Source organism: Polaromonas sp., from assembly GCF_012927485.1.
Taxonomy (GTDB): Bacteria; Pseudomonadota; Gammaproteobacteria; order Burkholderiales; family Burkholderiaceae_C; genus Polaromonas.
Genome location: NZ_JABBPC010000035.1, coordinates 179,099 through 197,980 on the forward strand (window position 1 = coordinate 179,099; position 18,882 = coordinate 197,980).

The 18,882-nt window shown below is 59.2% G+C and carries 18 protein-coding genes; 14 read left to right on the forward strand and 4 right to left on the reverse strand.

Annotation, left to right across the window (positions count from 1 at the left end; translation table 11 throughout):
- Positions 1-103: 103 nt before the first annotated feature.
- From HHJ16_RS14575 to HHJ16_RS14590, 4 genes are all read left to right on the forward strand, one after another.
- Entirely contained in the window at positions 104-997 is an 894-nt protein-coding gene (locus HHJ16_RS14575) for a LysR family transcriptional regulator (protein WP_296901731.1), read from the forward strand.
- A gap of 312 nt (positions 998-1,309) precedes the next feature.
- Entirely contained in the window at positions 1,310-2,380 is a 1,071-nt protein-coding gene (locus HHJ16_RS14580; protein WP_296901863.1) for a branched-chain amino acid ABC transporter substrate-binding protein, read from the forward strand.
- Positions 2,380-3,297 (forward strand): delta(1)-pyrroline-2-carboxylate reductase family protein, encoded by a 918-nt coding sequence (locus tag HHJ16_RS14585; protein ID WP_296901733.1) that lies wholly within the window; start codon positions 2,380-2,382, stop codon positions 3,295-3,297. Before HHJ16_RS14580 ends, HHJ16_RS14585 begins: the two co-directional genes overlap by 1 nt.
- 44 nt (positions 3,298-3,341) lie before the next feature.
- Positions 3,342-4,508, forward strand: a complete 1,167-nt coding sequence (locus HHJ16_RS14590; protein ID WP_296901735.1) for an FAD-dependent oxidoreductase — start codon at positions 3,342-3,344, stop codon at positions 4,506-4,508.
- Positions 4,509-4,636: 128 nt separating this feature from the next.
- Here the strand turns inward: HHJ16_RS14590 and HHJ16_RS14595 are convergent, their stop codons facing one another.
- Positions 4,637-5,095: an acyl-CoA thioesterase gene (locus tag HHJ16_RS14595; RefSeq protein WP_296901736.1), complete on the reverse strand. Its 459-nt coding sequence runs from the start codon at positions 5,093-5,095 to the stop codon at positions 4,637-4,639.
- Positions 5,096-5,141: 46 nt separating this feature from the next.
- On the opposite strand from HHJ16_RS14595, the gene HHJ16_RS14600 reads away from it, so the two are divergent.
- From HHJ16_RS14600 to htpX, 10 genes are all read left to right on the forward strand, one after another.
- A complete protein-coding gene (locus HHJ16_RS14600) occupies positions 5,142-7,010 on the forward strand; it encodes an ABC transporter ATP-binding protein/permease (protein ID WP_296901738.1) in 1,869 nt (622 codons plus the stop codon).
- A 152-nt stretch (positions 7,011-7,162) separates the two neighbouring features.
- Positions 7,163-8,146, forward strand: a complete 984-nt coding sequence (locus HHJ16_RS14605; RefSeq protein ID WP_296901739.1) for a LysR family transcriptional regulator — start codon at positions 7,163-7,165, stop codon at positions 8,144-8,146.
- 188 nt (positions 8,147-8,334) lie between these two features.
- Positions 8,335-9,234 (forward strand): transporter substrate-binding domain-containing protein, encoded by a 900-nt coding sequence (locus HHJ16_RS14610; RefSeq protein ID WP_296901740.1) that lies wholly within the window; start codon positions 8,335-8,337, stop codon positions 9,232-9,234.
- A 106-nt stretch (positions 9,235-9,340) separates the two neighbouring features.
- Positions 9,341-10,063, forward strand: a complete 723-nt coding sequence (locus HHJ16_RS14615) for an amino acid ABC transporter permease (RefSeq protein WP_296901742.1) — start codon at positions 9,341-9,343, stop codon at positions 10,061-10,063.
- A 1-nt stretch (position 10,064) separates the two neighbouring features.
- Positions 10,065-10,733, forward strand: coding sequence for an amino acid ABC transporter permease (locus HHJ16_RS14620; protein WP_296901744.1), 669 nt, complete (start codon positions 10,065-10,067; stop codon positions 10,731-10,733).
- 59 nt (positions 10,734-10,792) lie between these two features.
- Positions 10,793-11,530, forward strand: coding sequence for an amino acid ABC transporter ATP-binding protein (locus HHJ16_RS14625; protein ID WP_296901745.1), 738 nt, complete (start codon positions 10,793-10,795; stop codon positions 11,528-11,530).
- A gap of 97 nt (positions 11,531-11,627) precedes the next feature.
- Positions 11,628-12,686, forward strand: a complete 1,059-nt coding sequence (gene pyrC, locus HHJ16_RS14630) for a dihydroorotase (RefSeq protein ID WP_296901747.1) — start codon at positions 11,628-11,630, stop codon at positions 12,684-12,686.
- The gene (locus tag HHJ16_RS14635) at positions 12,686-13,468 is read left to right on the forward strand and encodes an NYN domain-containing protein (protein WP_296901749.1); all 783 of its coding nucleotides are present in this window, start codon (positions 12,686-12,688) and stop codon (positions 13,466-13,468) included. The genes pyrC and HHJ16_RS14635 overlap by 1 nt, the downstream gene beginning before the upstream one ends.
- Positions 13,468-14,229, forward strand: a complete 762-nt coding sequence (locus tag HHJ16_RS14640; RefSeq protein WP_296901751.1) for a DUF3025 domain-containing protein — start codon at positions 13,468-13,470, stop codon at positions 14,227-14,229. Before HHJ16_RS14635 ends, HHJ16_RS14640 begins: the two co-directional genes overlap by 1 nt.
- A 130-nt stretch (positions 14,230-14,359) precedes the next feature.
- Complete coding sequence (gene htpX, locus HHJ16_RS14645; RefSeq protein WP_296901753.1) at positions 14,360-15,235, forward strand: protease HtpX; 876 nt, start codon at positions 14,360-14,362, stop codon at positions 15,233-15,235.
- 60 nt (positions 15,236-15,295) lie between these two features.
- Here the strand turns inward: htpX and HHJ16_RS14650 are convergent, their stop codons facing one another.
- From HHJ16_RS14650 to cysK, 3 genes are all read right to left on the reverse strand, one after another.
- Positions 15,296-16,024, reverse strand: a complete 729-nt coding sequence (locus HHJ16_RS14650; protein WP_296901755.1) for a ProQ/FINO family protein — start codon at positions 16,022-16,024, stop codon at positions 15,296-15,298.
- Between the two features lie 124 nt (positions 16,025-16,148).
- Positions 16,149-17,810, reverse strand: a complete 1,662-nt coding sequence (locus HHJ16_RS14655; RefSeq protein ID WP_296901756.1) for an NAD(P)/FAD-dependent oxidoreductase — start codon at positions 17,808-17,810, stop codon at positions 16,149-16,151.
- Between the two features lie 112 nt (positions 17,811-17,922).
- The gene (gene cysK / locus HHJ16_RS14660; protein WP_296901758.1) at positions 17,923-18,840 is read right to left on the reverse strand and encodes a cysteine synthase A; all 918 of its coding nucleotides are present in this window, start codon (positions 18,838-18,840) and stop codon (positions 17,923-17,925) included.
- Between the last annotated feature and the right edge of the window lie 42 nt (positions 18,841-18,882).

The following is an 18,882-nucleotide window of genomic DNA, read 5'->3' on the forward strand; positions in this document are numbered from 1 at the left end:
GAAACCCCAGCAGCCGCTTTTTTACAGATCGCCGCCTGGTATGCACAAGCGGCCTAAGGTGGCGTCTCGTTTTTTGCCGCTGTCATTCTGAAAAAGAATCACCATGTTTCGCAAAAATTTTCTGCCGCCGGTGGCCAACCTGCTGGCCTTCGAAGCCGTGGCGCGCCACACCAGTATGTCGCGCGCAGCGGACGAGCTGAATCTGACGCAAAGCGCCGTATCGCGCCAGATCCGCCAACTCGAAGCCCAGCTCGGCATGGCCATGTTCCACCGGGTGCGCCAGCGCGTCGTGCTCAGCGACGCCGGCCGGGTGTACGCGGCGGATGTGCGTGCGCTGTTGCAGCAACTCACTGGCGCGACGCAAAAAATGATGGCATTTTCCGGCGGCGACCTTCTCAACCTGGCGGTACTGCCGACGCTGGGCACGCGCTGGCTGATTCCACGCCTGGGCGATTTTGCCGCCCGCTACCCAGACGTCACGGTCAACTTCGCTGCGCGCAACGAGCCGTTTGATTTCGCGCTTGAGCCGTTCGACGCAGCCATCCACTTTGGCACGCCGCACTGGGCCGGCGCCATCTGCGACTACTTGATGCATGAACAGGTGGTGGCCGTGTGCAGTCCCAGCTACCAGCGCCAGCACGACATCCGGCAAATTTCTGATCTCTCCAATGTGGTGCTACTACAGCAAACCACCCGCCCCACGCAATGGACCGAGTGGTTCGAGCACGTCGGCGCCAGCACCTCGCATGCGATGCGTGGCCCGCACTTCGAACAGTTCGCCATGATCGCCCAGGCCGCGGTGTCGGGTTTGGGCGCAGCGCTGCTGCCGCGTTTTTTGGTGGATAAAGAAATCGCCTCGGGCGACTTGTTGCAGCTTTTTCCGCAAGCGCTGACCAGTACCGATGCCTATTACTTGGTGTACCCGGAGTCGCGCGCCGAAGCGCCACTGGTAGGCGCATTCCGGGACTGGATTTTGGGCCAGTGTCCTACCCGATAGAACGGCCATCCCAGACCCCCTGCAACTTCATTCCAAAAGCACACCAAGTCATTCAAATTTAACGCTTGCCGGAGTTTCCCGCACCTCCTATTCTTTGGCTTCCTACCTAGAGGCATGCAAAGCCCAACCATCCAAGGAGACACCATGAAGAATACGAACTTACGGCAACCCGGCTGTACCGCGCGAGCGATCGGGCAAGTCAATTTTTGGAAACACCAACGACCAGATCGCCGCATCGGTCGTCGTCTGCGACGCCTCTTAAGCACCTCGTTCATTGCTTTGGCGACGCTCGCCAGCTTTCCGGGCGCTGCGATGGCACAGCCAGTGCAGAATGTGGCCATTGGTCTGGCCGGGCCCCTTACCGGAAGCGCGGCGCATTGGGGCAAGGACAACGAGAACGGCGCGCGACTTGCGCTGGAGGAACTGAATCAGCGCGGCTTGGTGATCGGCGGGAAAAAGATTACCTTTGTGCTGGATTCCCAAGATGACCAGGCGGACCCCAAGCAGGCCATGATGGTGGCCAACAAACTGGTGGATTCGGGCGTCAAGGGCATGCTGGGGCACTTTAATTCAGGCGCTGCGATTCCAGCCTCGGCGGTGTACAACCGGGCTGGTTTGCCCAACATTTCGACAGCCACCAACCCGACGTTCACCAAGCAGGGTTATCCCAACGTGTTTCGCATCGTCGCCAGCGATGAAGATGTGGGCGTGGCCCTGGCGCACTACGTCGTGAAGGAGATGAAGGCCCACAAAATCGCCATCATCGATGACCGCACAGCCTATGGGCAAGGCGCTGCCGAGGTGTTTGAGCGCACGGTGCGGGCGCTCGGTGCCAGCGTGGTCGATCAGCAGTACACCAGTGACAAAAGCGTGGACTTCATGGCGATTTTGACAGCCATCAAAGGCAAGCAGCCGGATGCTATTTTTTACGGCGGCATGGACGCGCAGGGCGGCTTGATTGCGCGCCAGATGAAGCAACTCGGCATCCAGGCCAAGCTGCTAGGCACCGACGGCCTGTGTACCAACGAAGTGGTCAAGATCAGTGCCGCGAGCGTGAACGGCATGCTCTACTGCACGCGCGGCGGCAAGGAAGTCGGCAGCATGCCCAAAGGCAGCGCATTCGAGCAGCGCTACAAGACCCGTTTCGGCACTGAGGCCCTAACCTACTCGCCTTATTTTTATGACGCGATGATGACGCTGGCCGCTGCCATGCAGGCGGCCGACTCGGTGGAGCCCAAGCAGTACCTGGGCGCGATCCTCCAGCTCAAACAGGAGGGCGTCACCGGTCCGATTGGTTTTGACGACAAAGGCAACCTGAAAGAGCCGGCCTTCACGCTGTCCACCTACAAGGACGGCAAACGGGTGAAGGTTGCAGGTTCTTGATGAGGACCCTGAACGCCGTTGAAACCCGTGCCGCACTGCCCTATGGCGCCCTGGTCGTCGCCCTGCTCGACATGTTCGAGCAACAACAGCGCGGCGACGCCAGCGCCCCACCGCGCTCTGTCATGGCACTGCCGGGCGGCGTGCTGTTGCTGATGCCGGCCAGCAACCGCCGTTTTGCGTCACTCAAGGTGGTCACGGTACATAACGCCAATCCGGCCCACCGCTTGCCTGCCGTGCAAAGCGACCTGCTGCTCATGAGCGCAAGCACGGGCGAGCGGCTGCTGCGCCTGGACGGCAATGTCGTGACAAACCGGCGCACCGCAGCGCTGTCCATTGCCGGAGCCCAGCGCGCCGGCTGCAAAAGTGCACGCACGCTGCTGCTAATCGGTGCCGGGCAACAAGCGCGGGCGCATGCCGAGGCGCTGATTGCGCTGTGGGGCGTGCAACGCATTTGGATTCACGCCCGCGGTGCTGCAGCCTGCGCCGCGTTGGCGGCTGACCTGCGCGTTCTGGGTGCGGATGCGAGCTATATTGCCGCCCCGGCCAGCGTCGCCCCGCAGGCTGACTTAGTGGTCAGCGCCACCACCAGCTCCACGCCGGTGGTACCCGAGAACCTGCGTCATGACGCCCTCGTGATGGCGGTCGGAGCCTTTCGCCCTGACATGGCCGAGGTGCCTGCGGCCCTGGTGCGCCGTGCGCGTATTTATGTGGACACGATGGAGGGCGCACAAGCCGAGGCGGGCGATCTGATCCAGGCCCAAGTGGACTGGTCTGGCGTGCAGCCTTTTGCCTCTGCGCGCCCAGTCGCCCACCGAGACCAACCGGTTCTGGTAAAGACAGTTGGCCACGCTTTGTGGGACCTGGCCGCTGCCACTTTGGCCCTGACTCAGATCAGTCAAGTCAATGCGCTGGCGTAACTCGCGACTTGCCCGCTAAATTCGCCCTATTTCAGGACATTTCTATGCAACGTATCGTCATTATTGGCGGGGGTGCCGTGGGCAGCGCCATCGCGTATTTTTTAACTCAAACGCCGGACACGTTTGAGGTCACCGTGGTCGAACGCGACCCGTCCTATCAGCAAGCCTCCTCAGCCCTGTCGGCCAGCTCGATCCGCCAGCAATACTCCAGCGCCATCAACATCCAGATGTCGCAGTTTGGCATCGACTTTCTACGCGCGGTGGGGCCCACTTTGCGCGTGGAAGACCCGGCACCCGATATTGGCCTGATTGAGCCCGGTTACCTTTACCTCGCCACGACTGCAGGCAGCAGCGTCCTGCACGACAACCATGCCCTTCAAAAGGCCTATGGGGTCGATGTTGTTCTGCTGGAGCCCGCAGCACTGCAAGCGCGTTTTCCCTGGCTCTGCACAGACGGTCTGGCGCTGGGCTCGCTCGGTCTGTCGGGCGAGGGCTGGTTCGACGGCTACTGCCTGATGCAGGCGCTGCGTAAAAAGGCGATTGCACAAGGTGCGCGCTACTTGAAGGCCGAAGCCACTGGATTGCGCCGCACCGGGCGTAGCATCAGCGCCGTGCAGCTGGGCGAAGCGGCGTCTCTGCCCTGCGACAGGGTGGTCAACGCTGCCGGCCCCTGGGCGGCACGCGTCGCGGCCTGGGCAGAGATCGACCTGCCGGTGCGTGCCCGGCGGCGCAGCGTATTCAGCTTTTCTTGCCCTGAGTCGCTGGCCCACTGCCCATTGGTGATCGACACCTCGGGCATCTGGTTTCGGCCCGAAGGCCAGCAATTCATTTGTGGCTTTGCGCCCGCAGCGCACGAAGATCTGGACGATCTGCCGCTGGAAGTGCAGCACGAAGCGTTTGACTCGTTCATCTGGCCGACCCTTGCAGCTCGTGTGCCCGCGTTTGAAGCCCTGCGCATGAAGGGCGCCTGGGCCGGTTACTACGAAATGAATCTCTTTGACCACAACGCCATACTCGGTCTTCACCCCGATTGCGCCAACCTGTATTTCGCCAACGGCTTTTCTGGCCACGGCCTGCAGCAGTGCCCGGCAGCCGGTCGAGGCATCGCCGAGCTGATGCGCTTCGGTGACTTTCGCAGTATGGATTTGTCGCCACTGTCGTTCCAGCGGATTTTACAAAATCGCCCTTTGCTGGAGAAAAATGTGATTTGAAAGTGGGCCTAAGCGGTCATTTCCTGACAGCCTCCGAAACGTCGAGGATCTTTGACCACACGATGTCCGCGTTGCCAATGATCGGCCGCGCAAACAGCGGCATCGAAGAAGCTCAACTACGTTAGCAGTTAGTTTTTGATAATTTTTTGCGGTTTGCCGAAATCGTCAATCGCTACATACGTCACGCTGGCTTCAGTGACCTTGATGTAGCGGCCCTGCGCGCGAAAGCGCTCGGCGTACACCTCGACCTGCACGGTGATGGAGGTGTTGCCGATGCGCGTCACGCTCGAAAAAAACGACAGAATGTCGCCCACCCTGACCGGCTGCTTGAAAATAAATTGGTTGACCGCCACGGTCGCCATCCGTCCGTCTACATAACGTGACGGAAGTACCGAGCCGGCCAGATCCACCTGGGCCATGACCCAGCCGCCAAAGATATCCCCGTTGGCGTTGCAGTCGGCAGGCATCGGAATCACCTTGAGGACCAGTTCCTTGTCGGCGGGCAACTGCACGTCGAGGGTCTGCGAGTCAGCGCTGGCGCTGGCACGAACGGTATTGCCCGTTTGGGCGCTTGATTCAGAAGACATAGGCACAATCTCAGAAGAAATTTAATAATTCCGATGATTGTCACTCATGCGCTCCCGAGCCTCCACTGCTGATTCTTCCCTTCCTGTGCCTTCCCTGACGGCGGCGGGTTCCCCTGCCGCTCCGGCCCCGGTGCGGTCGGACCTGGCCACGCTTAAACGGCTTTTCCCCTATTTGTGGGAATACAAATGGCGCGCAGTAGCGGCGCTGGCCTTCATGGTGGGCGCCAAGATGGCCAACGTGGGCGTGCCGCTGCTGCTGAAAAATCTGGTGGACAGCATGAGCTTCAAACCGGGCGATGTTCGGGTCGTACTGGTCGTTCCCAGCGCCTTGCTGCTGGCCTACGGCCTGCTTCGCTTGTCAACGACGCTGTTCACCGAGCTGCGTGAGCTGGTCTTTGCCAAAGCCACCGAAGGCGCGGCGCGGCGCATCTCGCTGGAAGTGTTTCGCCATCTGCACGCCCTCAGTCTGCGGTTTCACCTGGAACGGCAAACCGGCGGCATGACCCGCGACATCGAACGCGGTACCCGCGGCGTGCACTCGCTCATCTCCTATTCGCTCTACAGCATCATCCCGACCTTGATCGAGGTGACCATGGTGTTAAGCCTGCTGGCCGTCAAGTTCGATGTCTGGTTTGCCGGAATCACGGGCATTGCGCTGGTGTTTTACATCTTGTTCACCGTCACGGTGACCGAGTGGCGCACCCAGTTTCGCAAGGCCATGAACGAACTTGATTCGTCGGCCCACAGCCGCGCCATTGACTCCTTACTCAACTACGAAACCGTCAAGTATTTCAACAACGAAGAGTTTGAGGCCACGCGCTACGACGAGAACCTCATTCGCTATCGCCAAGCGGCCATCAAGAGCCAGAAGACACTGAGTTTGCTTAACGCCGGACAGCAACTGATCATCGCGTTCGGACTGGTTGCCATGCTGTGGCGTGCAACGCAGGGCGTCGTGGATGGACGAATGACGCTGGGTGACTTGGTAATGGTCAACGCCTTCATGATTCAGCTTTACATTCCCTTGGGTTTTTTGGGCGTGATCTACCGTGAGATCAAGCAAAGCCTGACCGATCTGGAGAAGATGTTCACGCTGATGGAGCGAGAGCGCGAAATTGCCGACGAACCTGGGGCGCAGCCCATCCGCATCAACGGCTCGCCAGTGGTGCGCTTTGAAAATGTCAGCTTTGCCTACGAAACGGCGCGTCCCATCCTGCACAACGTCAGCTTCGAAATTCCCCCCGGGAAAACGGTGGCGGTGGTGGGCTCGTCGGGTGCGGGAAAGTCCACGCTGGCGCGCCTCTTGTACCGCTTTTACGATGTGCAGCAAGGTCGAATCACGATTGCTGGGCAAGATATTAAACACGTCACCCAGTCCAGCGTGCGGCAAGCGATTGGTATCGTGCCGCAAGATACCGTGCTGTTCAATGACACGGTCGAATACAACATTGCTTACGGTAAACCCGGCGCCAGCCACGGCGAGGTGGAAGAGGCCGCTCGCGCCGCACACATTCACGCCTTCATTGCCGCGACGCCTTTGGGCTACAACACGATGGTGGGCGAGCGCGGCCTGAAACTTTCGGGAGGCGAAAAGCAGCGCGTGGCGATTGCCCGTACCTTGCTGAAAAATCCCCCGGTGGTGATTTTCGATGAAGCCACCTCCGCTCTGGATTCCGCCAATGAACGTGCCATTCAGGCGGAACTGCGAACCACCGCCCAAAATAAGACCACCCTGGTCATCGCGCATCGGCTTTCTACCGTGGTGGACGCCCATGAGATTTTGGTGATGGATGGTGGCCGAATTATTGAACGCGGCAGCCACTCCAGCCTCCTGGCTGCCCAAGGCCGATACGCGGAGATGTGGGCCATGCAACAGCAGGCCAGCGAGACAATTCTGGATGAAGTCGGGGTGTAGCGCCTGAAACACGCGCTCTCTTTGGGGTGACCATTGTCCCCGCCCGATCCCTTTGGGTCGCCCCTTGAGGCCGCTTGTCGCTCGCTTCCACGCAAAATAGTCTCGGGATACTCCCATGTTTCCGGCCGGGATCCCGGATCGATAATCCTGCAATGGAAACCAAGTGGCTGGAAGATTTCGTCAGCTTGGCTGAAACGCGCAGTTTCAGCCGCTCTGCTCAACTGCGTCATGTGACGCAGCCCGCGTTTTCGCGGCGCATTCAGGCATTGGAAGCGTGGGCGGGGGCCGACCTGGTGGACCGCAGCTCCTATCCGACCCGCCTGACCCCCGCCGGTCAAACGCTGTACGACCAGTCGCTGGAAATGCTGCAAGGCCTTCAATCCACCCGGGCGATGCTACGTGGCCATACGTCGGCAGGGCAGGATTTCATTGAGTTTGCGCTGCCCCACACGCTGGCGTTTACGTTTTTCCCAGCCTGGGTGAGCAGCCTGCGAGAAAAGTTCGGGCCGCTTAAAAGCCGACTGATCGCGCTGAATGTGCATGATGCGGTGCTGCGGCTGGTGGAAGGCAGCTGCGATCTTCTGATGACGTACCACCATGATTCCCAACCTTTTCAGCTGGATCCCGACCGCTATGAAATGGTGTCGCTGGGCCAGGAAGTGCTCGCGCCGTTTTCGCGAGCCAATGCCGCAGGCGAGGCTGAATTCAGTCTGCCGGGTCGTGCCGGACAACCCCTGCCTTATTTGGGGTACGCCCCTGGCGCGTATCTGGGGCGGATGGTGGAGCTGATTCTCAAGCAATCGAGCACCCCGATTCATCTGGATCGGGTCTACGAAACTGACATGGCGGAGGGCCTGAAGGCGATGGCGCTGGAGGGTCACGGCATTGCCTTTTTGCCGCTCAGCGCGGTCAAGAAGGAGGTCCGGTCTAAAAAGCTGGTGAGTGCCGGAAGCCATCTGGAGATGACCATGGACGTGCGTGTCTACCGCGAGCGGCCTACTTCCAAAAAGATTGCCAAAAGTCATGCCCAAGCGTTATGGGTTTATTTACAATCGCAAGCCAGTGCCAAGCACCAGGTCGTTGTCCGGGACGGACTTCAGTTGGCAGGCAAGCTGCGTCCCGCCCGTGATCGGTAGTTACCCTTGTCCACTATGAAAAAAACGTATATGAAGGCGATGAAAAGGCATTGGCGTTTTTGTATCCGTCAATTTACATTTTTGCAGGTTCGACCGTTGCGGCGGGACCCGTAGCGGGTCGCTTGGCCAGTGTCCATAGCCGTGCTCTCTCAAATTGTTCCTCTCACCCTTTTTTAACTGGAGATTTCATGAAACTCAAACTCGTCGCGCTTTCGGTTGCTCTGCTTGCTACTGGCAGCGCATTTGCGCAAGGTACCGACACCCTGGCCAAGGTCAAGGCGTCGGGTGTCGTGACCATGGGTGTACGCGACTCGTCTGGCGCACTTTCCTACACCTTGGGAGACGGCAAATACACCGGCTACCACGTCGAGATCTGCGAGCGCATTTTGGCGAACCTGGAAAAAGCGGCAGGGCGCAAGCTCGAAGTGAAGTACCAGCCGGTCACTTCACAGAATCGTATTCCCCTCGTACAAAACGGCACGGTAGACATTGAGTGTGGTTCCACCACCAACAATTTGGCGCGTCAGAAAGACGTGGCTTTTGTCGACACTTTGTTTGTGGAGGAAGTCCGAATTGCGGTGAAGGCCAATTCTGGCATCACGTCCATCGCGCAGTTGGGTGGCAAGACGGTCTCTACCACTACCGGAACCACTTCTGTGCAGACGCTGCGCAAAAACAAGCGGGCTAGCGGCGTTGAATTCAAGGAGATTTTTGGCAAAGATCACTCCGACAGCTTCTTGCTGCTTGAATCGGGGCGCGCTGATGCCTTTGTGATGGATGGTTCTATTCTGGCGGGCAACATCGCCACTGCCAAAAAGCCTTCGGACTTCAAGATCGTTGGTGAAGTGCTGAGCGTTGAACCGATCGCCATCATGATCCGCAAGGACGATCCGTTGTTCAAGCGTCTGGCTGACGACACGGTCAAAAGCATGATCAAGTCGGGCGAGATGAACAAGTTGTGGACCAAGTGGTTCCTGCAACCGATTCCGCCAAAAAATACCAAGGTAGGTTTGGCGCTCAGCGCCAGCACCAAGGCGGCTTGGGACAATCCGAACGACAAGCCGATGGAATCCTACGTTCAGAAGTAATTCCCGGTAGATCACTTGAATTACCCCGCCGGTCATTCTGCTCTGGCGGGGTTTCTCGTTTAATACCGCTGAAGAATTGACAGCATAATTATTATCTGGAGCCGCGATGACTTGGGATTGGCAGGTATTTTTGAACGACGATGGTAGCGGTCGCACCTATCTGCAATGGATGATTGATGCGTGGGGCTGGACGCTGTCGGTAGCCGGCGCTTCATGGCTGGTAGCCATGGTGTTCGGGGCCGTGATGGGGACTTTCCGAACCTTACCCAATAGCCCGTGGCTCGTTCGACTGGCCAATCTATGGGTTGAATTGTTTCGCAACGTCCCGTTGCTGGTACAAATTTTTCTCTGGTATTTTGTGGTGCCCAAGATTTTTCCGGCAATGAAGGATGTCCCTGGGTTTGTCCTGGTGGTGCTGGCCCTGGGATTCTTTACTTCAGCGCGGATCGCCGAGCAGGTGCGTGCCGGGGTGCAGGCATTGCCGCGCGGCCAGCGTTATGCCGGCATGGCGTTGGGCTTGACCACTGCCCAGACCTACCGTTACGTGATTCTGCCGATGGCTTTTCGCATCATCATTCCGCCGCTTACCAGTGAGTCAATGAATTTGCTGAAAAACTCCTCGGTGGCATTTGCGGTCTCGATCGCCGAACTCACCATGTTCGCCATGCAGGCGCAGGAGGAGACTTCCCGTGGCATCGAGATTTACATCGCAGTGACGGCGCTGTATGCCATTTCCGCTTTTGCAGTGAACCGGGTCATGGCTTTCGTCGAAAAGAGAATGCAAATCCCGGGCTACGTGGTGGCGGGAACTGCAGGCGGAGGGCACTGACATGCTGGGACTCGATCTGAGTTTTTTCAACTGGGAGATCATCTCCAAGTTCGTCATGAGCGGTTTTATTTTCAGCGTTCAGCTGACCGTGATTGCGACCTTTGGTGGCATTATTTTGGGAACGCTGCTTGCGCTGATGCGCTTGTCGGGCCGGCAGGCGCTGATGATTCCCGCGACCATCTATGTCAATGGCATGCGCTCCATTCCGTTGGTGATGGTGATCCTGTGGTTTTTTCTGCTGGTGCCTTCCATTATCGGAAAGCCCATCGGCGCCGAGCTTTCGGCCACCATTACTTTTGTCGCTTTTGAAGCCGCTTATTTCAGCGAGATCATGCGGGCCGGAATTCAGTCGATATCGCACGGGCAGGTGAATGCCGGGCGGGCCTTAGGCATGACCTATGCGCAGAACATGCGGCTGATTATTTTGCCGCAGGCGGTCCGCAATATGGTGCCGGTGTTGCTCACGCAGACCATCATCCTGTTTCAGGATACCTCGCTGGTGTATGCGATTGGTGCCTACGATCTGCTCAAGGGCTTTACCACCGCAGGCAAGATTTATGGCCGACCCGAAGAGGCTTATCTGCTGGCCGCAGTGGTTTATTTTGTGATTTGCTTTGGCTTGTCGGTCATGGTCAAACAGCTGCAAGGCAGGATTGCCATCATTCGTTGAGCGCGTCGTCAAAGCACTCTAAATCAAACATAAGCGCGAGAGCACACTGGAGAATATAGATGATTGAGTTGAAAGAAGTCTGCAAATGGTACGGTGATGTGCAAGTGCTCAACAACTGCACCACCAGTATTAAAACGGGTGAAGTGGTGGTGGTCTGCGGACCCTCCGGCTCGGGAAAATCCACCTTGATCAAGGTCATCAATGCCTTGGAGCCTTTCCAGAAAGGCCAAATTTTTGTAGACGGCCAAGCGGTGCATGATTCAAAAACCGACCTGCCGAAACTGCGGAGCCGCGTCGGCATGGTGTTCCAGAACTTCGAATTGTTTCCTCATTTGAGCGTGACCGAAAACCTGACGCTGGCGCAGGTCAAGGTGTTGGGACGCAAGACCGACGAGGCGAAGACGCACGGGCTTAAATACCTGGACCGCGTGGGCCTGATGGCCCATAAAGACAAATTTCCCGGCCAGTTGTCGGGCGGCCAGCAGCAGCGGGTGGCGATTGCCCGTGCTTTGAGCATGGACCCGATTGCCATGCTGTTCGATGAGCCGACCTCCGCGCTCGACCCTGAGATGGTGGGTGAAGTACTGGATTGCATGATGGGCCTGGCTACGGACGGCATGACCATGATGGTGGTGACCCACGAAATGGGATTTGCCCGCAAAGTCGGCAGCCGGGTGATCTTTATGGACGTGGGTGGCCGAATTCTGGAAGACTGCTCCAAAGACGAGTTTTTCATCCATCCTGAAAACCGCCAAGCCCGAACCAAGGATTTTCTCAACAAGATCCTGCAGCACTGAAGCATCGGCCAGCGACTTCAAAAAGCCTCGAACTCCGAGGCTTTTCCGCTGGTGCCTGCTGTGGCAAGGCGATGCGACCAGTGCGACAATTCAAGCCATGACTTCAGTCCTTACTCTTACCATGACCCGCCCGGACGACTGGCATCTGCATGTGCGGGACGGTGAGGCTCTGCAAACCGTGGTGCCGCACACGGCAGCGCAGTTTGCTCGCGCCATCATCATGCCTAACCTGCGCCCTCCTGTGACCACGGCGGCGCAAGCGGTGGCCTACCGCGAACGCATCCAAGCCGCGGTGCCGGCAGGGGTCAAGTTTGAGCCGCTGATGACGCTGTACCTGACCGACAACTTGCCGCCAGAAGAGATCGGGCGGGCCAAAGAAGTCGGCGTGGTAGCCGTCAAGCTCTATCCGGCCGGTGCCACCACCAACAGCGACGCCGGCGTGACCGACTTGCGCAAGACCTACAAAACGCTCGAAGCCATGCAACGGGAAGGCCTGTTGCTGCTGGTGCATGGTGAAGTGACCTCGCCCGAGATTGACCTGTTTGATCGGGAGTCGGTGTTCATCGACACCCAGCTGATTCCGCTGCGTCGCGATTTTCCCGAGTTAAAAATTGTTTTTGAGCACATCACTACCCGGGAAGCAGCGCATTACGTGCGTGATGCAGACCGGTTTCTCGGGGCCACCCTCACCGCGCACCATTTGCTTTACAACCGCAACGCAATTTTTAAGGGCGGCATCCGCCCGCACTACTATTGCCTGCCAGTGCTTAAGCGCGAAACCCACCGGGTCGCGTTGATGGAGGCCGCCACCAGTGGCAATGCCCGTTTTTTTCTAGGCACCGACAGCGCTCCGCATCCGGCGTACCTGAAGGAGCATGCCACCGGTTGCGCGGGCTGCTATACCGCCCACGCGGCGATGGAACTCTACGCAGAGGCATTTGATTCAGTGGGCGCGCTGAATCGGCTGGAGGCCTTTGCGAGTTTCAACGGCGCCGACTTTTATGGCCTGCCACGCAACACCGGGACCATCACCCTGCGCAAGGAAATCTGGCGGTCGCCCGAGAGTTTTCCGTTGGGCGAGGCCGCACTCAAGCCCCTGCGTTCGGGGGAAGACCTGGTTTGGCGATTCGTCGCTTCACCTTCTGAAAGCCATTGATGGATCGCAAACCCCGTGTCGCGCTGTTGATTGATGCTGACAATTCGCCAGCCTCGAAAATCGACCTCATCCTGAACGAACTATCGACCTTCGGCGAAACCAACATCCGGCGTGCCTACGGCAACTGGAAAAAGAATGAGCTCAAGGGCTGGGAGGAGGTATTGCACGAGCATGCCATCCGCCCGATGCAGCAGTTTGATTACACCAAAGGCAAAAACGCCAGCGACATGGCCATGGTGATCGATGCACTGGAGCTGCTATACACCGACCGGCCCGATGCTTTCGGCATTGTGTCGTCCGACGCCGATTTCACGCCTTTGGTCATGCATCTGCGTGCCAAGGGTGCCGCCGTGTATGGCTTTGGCGCGCAGAAAACGCCAGAACCTTTTGTCAATGCCTGCTCACGCTTTTTGTACCTTGACAAGCTGCGGCCGATCGCGGCCACTGACGCGTCTGGGGGTGGCCGGGACGATCCGGATGAGGCAGGCGGCGCGGTAACCGCGGCGCCGTTGCGAGCCACGCCAGCGCAGCTTAAGCAGGACGCCAAACTCGTCATGCTGCTGCGCAACGCCGTGCAAGCGGCGGCGGACGATGAAGGCTGGGCGCGTGTCGGGGCCGTGGGTACCCAGATTGCCAACCAGGCTTCATTCGACCATCGCAACTATGGCTACGCCACGCTCACCAAGCTGTTGGTAGCGACCCAGTTGTTCGACATCGCGGACGAAGGTAAATCCACAGTGATGGTGCGCGACAAAAGGCAATCCAGGCCGACCCGAAACTGATGCTGACTGGCGCGTCGGCCCCTGTGGCCAACCCCTTGCAGGCGATCGACTGGGAGCGCCCTTGGCTGGCTCACTGGCGCGAGCCGGGACAGCGGGTGGCGCAAGCCGTCGCGGCGGGTGCCACGCTGTCCGATGCGTTGAATCGCGAGCAAGCGGCCCCGCTGCTTTTCGTGCCGCAAAGTGCGCTGCCACCGGGCGAGGCCTACGAGCACTATATTTTTAACAGCCATCAATGTCCGACACGCGACGGCCTGCACGACTTTCTCAATGCCCTCTGCTGGATGCGTTTCCCGCGCACCAAGAAAAAGCTGAATCAGCTTCACGCCGCCGAAATGGCGCTTGCGGGTGTTCCCAACGTGCGGGGTCCGGTGCGTGACGCCTTGACGGTATTTGATGAAAATGCTGCTTTTTTGGTGGCGCCACAGCCCTTGTGGGAGGCCCTCATCGCCAAAGATTGGCAGTCGCTGTTTATAGAATTGCGTCCACTTTGGCGGCAAGCTCAACTGGTGCTCTTTGGTCATGCGCTGCTTGAAAAACTGGTTTATCCAAGAAAGCCAATTACCGCCCACGTGTACAGGGCGCAACCAGCTATTCATTCAATCGCTGATATGGATGCTTGGGTGGCAGCTGACTTGAGTGCAGACAAGCTTGCCGATAAGCCTTTTCTACCTTTGCCGGTGCTGGGCGTGCCCGGCTGGTGGCGGGAAAACGAAAACGTTTCCTTTTATGATGACCCTCTGGTCTTTCGCCCCAACCGATAAACACGCGCAAAGCTTGATTTGGCCCAGCAAATCCCAACCTGCGATGAAGAAACATTTTTACAGTCGCCTTTTGGTTCGCAACGGTTTCCGGTTTTAGTTTCTATTGGCCACCGACCTCCCTGAGGAATTCATGAAACGTATCTTTTTGTTCGTATTGACCAACCTCGCCGTTGTGGTGGTGCTTGGCATTGTGGCCAGTCTTCTGGGCGTTAACCGCTTTCTGACTGCCAATGGTCTGAATCTCTCGGCGTTGCTCGGTTTCGCACTGATCATGGGATTTGGCGGCGCCATCATTTCGCTGCTGATCAGCAAGCCGGTGGCCAAATGGAGTGCGGGTGTCCGCGTGATCAACGAGGCCCAGAACGCCGATGAGGCCTGGATTGTCGAGACGGTCCGCAAGTTGGCGAGCAAGGCGCAAATTGGGATGCCTGAGGTGGGGATTTTCGAAGGTGCCCCGAACGCCTTTGCCACCGGGGCGTTCAAAAACTCTTCGCTGGTGGCGGTGTCCACCGGATTGTTGCAGGGCATGACCAAGGAAGAGATCGAGGCCGTCATCGGCCATGAAATAGCGCACGTTGCCAATGGCGATATGGTGACCATGGCGCTGATCCAGGGGGTGATGAACACTTTTGTGGTTTTCCTCAGCCGCGTGATCGGCTACGCCGTGGACAGTTTCCTGCGCCGAAACGATGACCGCTCTTCGGGCCCCGGCATTGGCTACATGATCTCCACGCTGGTGCTCGACATCGTGCTGGGTTTTGCTGCCGCTATCGTCGTCGCCTGGTTCTCGCGCCATCGCGAGTTTCGCGCCGATGCGGGCGCGGCGCGGCTCATGGGAACAAAGCAGCCCATGATGAATGCGCTGGCTCGGCTGGGCGGCATGCAACCGGGTGAATTGCCCAAAGCGGTCGAAGCGATGGGCATTACTGGTGGTATGGGTCAATGGTTTGCGACGCATCCACCGATTGAAGAGCGTATTGCGGCGTTGCAGAACGCGCAAGGTTAAGCCGCAGTTGGCGCGGTCTTGAGGGTCCCGTCCAGCGTCGCCCTTTTTGCTCGTGCCCGCTTAGGTTAAGTGGACCTCAGGCGGCAACTCCTGGGAGTTGGCTGAAACTGAATGTTGTCCATCTTGTGGAAGCCCGGTTTGCGCTAGCGAGTGGGTTACTTCGCTGAGATCCATCCCATACATGTCAGCAAACTCGGCCACGCTTTTGCCGCTGGCCTCAAACAGGCTACGCAACGCATCGCGTTTGGCCGCCTGCGCGGCCAGTTCGGAAAAAGCTTCGTCGAGCAAGCCCGTCGAGACCTCGTCTTGCTGGCGCACGCACAGCAGGTAATCCTCACGGCTCAGCCCGGACATTTCAATCGCTTCGATGAGCTGCGCGCGCGCATAGGGGCGTAAGTCCTGGTTCGAACGGGCTTGGCGCCGCCGGAACACTTCCATGATTGCGTGGTGCACATGCTCGGGGGCGACGGGCTCCACCGCCTTGCCCTGCAGGTCGTGACGCTGAAGGCCCGAGGCGACACTTTCCAGGTAGCGCGTTGATCGGGCGTGCAGTCCCAGCGCCACTTTCAGGTCCTCGCGTTTGAAGACGTCCGGGTGCTGCGCCAGCAAGTCTTGAAAGACGCCGAGCTTCAAAGGCAGGAAGTGGGCACCGAACATTTTTGGGTACAGCTCAAAAAGCTGCTGCAGGACCGGGTGCACCGTGCGTGCGCGCGTTGGATTTTTGCGGCTCGCAGGAGTCCGGGTGGGCGCGCTTTCTTCGGCGGGGTGTTGGAGTGCGGTGTCAGTCATCAATCAGTTCTGTCAGGTTGGGGTTCTTGGCGCGCGCTGGCGCATTTAATACATAGTGAACCGGCCATTGCGAGGTTTGCAACGTGTGGGGCCAAGTATCCCCTATCCGTCGCGGCGCAAGGCATCACGCGAAGGACGTCCGCAGTCGTTCCGTGTTGGCCAGCACGCTGCGCGCGAGCGCTTCGGCGACTTTGATGCCATCCACCCCGGCCGACAAAATGCCGCCGGCATAGCTGGCCCCTTCGCCGGCGGGGTAAAGGCCGCGAACATTCACGCTTTGCATGTCTTCGCCGCGGCTCATCTTGATCGGTGACGAGGTCCGTGTTTCCACGCCCGTCAGCACGGCATCGTGGCTGTCAAAACCTTTCAGCTTGCGGCCAAAGGCTGGAAAGGCTTCGCGCAGCGCTTCAATGGCGTAGCCGGGAAGGGCGGTTGATAAATCGCCCAGGGCCACGCCCGGTTGGTACGACGGCAGGATGCTTCCCAGCGCGGTGGAGGGGCGACCCGCCACAAAGTCGCCGACCAGTTGGCCGGGCGCTGCATAGTTGCCACCACCCAGGACAAAGGCATGCGATTCGAGCTGGCGCTGCAGCGCCATGCCGGCCAGCGGATGGTCCGGGTAGTCGCGCGGATCAATGCCCACCACAATGCCGGCATTGGCGTTGCGTTCGTTGCGCGAATATTGGCTCATGCCATTCGTCACCACGCACCCGACTTCCGAGGTGGCGGCTACCACCATGCCGCCTGGGCACATGCAAAAGCTGTAAACCGACCGGCCATTACTGGCGTGGTGCACCAGTTTGTATTCAGCCGCGCCGAGCGAAGGATGCCCGGCATGGCGGCCCCAGCGGGCGCGGTCAATGAGGCTTTGCGGATGCTCGACGCGAAAACCAATGGAGAAGGGTTTGGCCTCGAGATACACACCGCGCTCGTGCAACATGGCAACGGTGTCCCGCGAACTGTGGCCCAGCGCGAGGACGACCTGGTCGGCGCGCAGTTGGTGGGTGTGGCCAGTGGCCTGGTCCAGCACCGTGAGTCCCTGAATATGCTTGCCAGAGGGACCGTCCTCGATCAATACGTCCGTCACCCGCTGTTGAAAGCGGATTTCGCCGCCGAGTGCAATGATTTGCGCCCGCAGGTTCTCCACCACCTTGACCAGCTTGAAGGTGCCTATGTGGGGGTGCGCCTCGTAAAGAATGTCGGCTGGGGCGCCGGCTTTCACAAACTCGTTCATCACCTTGCGCCCCAAGTGGCGCGGGTCCTTGATCTGGCTATACAGCTTGCCGTCCGAAAACGTGCCGGCACCGCCCTCGCCGAACTGCACGTTCGACTCCGGATTGAGAATGTTTTTGCGCCACAGCGCCCAGGTGTCTTTGGTGCGCTCCCGCACCGTTTTTCCACGTTCCAGCACGAGCGGCTTAAAGCCCATTTGGGCCAACACCAGCGCCGCAAAAATGCCGCATGGTCCAAAGCCCACGACGATCGGTCGCAGCGGCAGGTTGGCGGGTGCCTGCCCAACAGGGTGATAGACCATGTCAGGCGTCGCAAGAATGTGCGGGTTGTCGGCGTGCTGCACGAGCAGCGCTGCCTCAAGCGCGGCGCTCGTCAGCACCACATCCACGATATAGACCTTCATCAGTGCGGCTTTTCGAGCATCGAAACTGCGCTTGAATACGGTGAAGTCAAGCAGGTCGGTCGAGCCGATGTGCAGCGTGTGCAGGAGGGTGGCTCGCAACGCGTCGTCAGCGTGGTCGAGCGGGAGTTTGATTTCAGTCAGTCGCAGCATGGTCGTCCGGTCCGGGGCTTGTAGTTATCAAGCAGAAGCCGCTAATGGTAAAGGGGAATTGACAGCGAGCCGCAGCGTTTTCCCTGGCTCGCCAGTGGGGGGCAGGGGTGACTCAGGCGGGGAAAAAACCTTCCACCGACAGATAACGCTCTCCGGTGTCGTAGTTGAAGCCCAGAACGGTGGCGCCTGCAGGCAACTCCGGCAGCTTTTGCGCAATGGCCGCCAGCGTCGCGCCGGACGAGATGCCCACCAGCATGCCCTCTTCACGCGCGCAGCGGCGAGCCATCTCGCGGGCCGGTTCGGCATCGACCAGGATCACGCCGTCGAGCAGGCGGGTGTCGAGGTTTTTCGGAATGAAGCCGGCGCCGAGGCCCTGGAGGGCATGCGGACCGGGCTGCCCACCTGAGATGACCGGTGATGCCGCCGGCTCAACGGCAAACACCTTCAGCTGGGGCCAGGCGGCCTTGAGTACCTTGGCACAGCCTGTCAGGTGGCCGCCGGTGCCGACTCCGGTGATCAATGCGTCAAGCCCCTCGGGGAAATCGGCCAGAATTTCCTGCGCCGTGGTGCGCGCGTGCACGTCGATATTGGCTGGGTTTTCGAATTGCTGGGGCATCCACGCGTGGGGCGTGGCGGCAACCAGTTCTTGCGCACGGGCAATGGCGCCCTTCATGCCTTTTTCACGCGGTGTCAGGTCGAAGCTGGCGCCATAGGCCAGCATCAGACGGCGGCGTTCCACCGACATGCTGTCGGGCATCACCAGCACCAGCTTGTAACCCTTGACGGCGGCCACCATGGCCAGGCCAATGCCGGTGTTGCCCGAAGTGGGCTCGATGATGGTGCCGCCGGGCTGCAAGGTGCCGGACTTCTCCGCCTCTTCTACCATGGCCAACGCAATGCGGTCCTTAATCGAGCCGCCGGGGTTGGACCGCTCGGACTTGATCCACACCTGCGCATGATCGCCGAACAGGCGGTTGATGCGAACATGGGGGGTATTGCCAATGGTCTGCAGGATGTTGTCGGCTCTCATGGGTTCTCCGTGTCGTTAAGGGCGTGGGTGCATTGTGGCGCA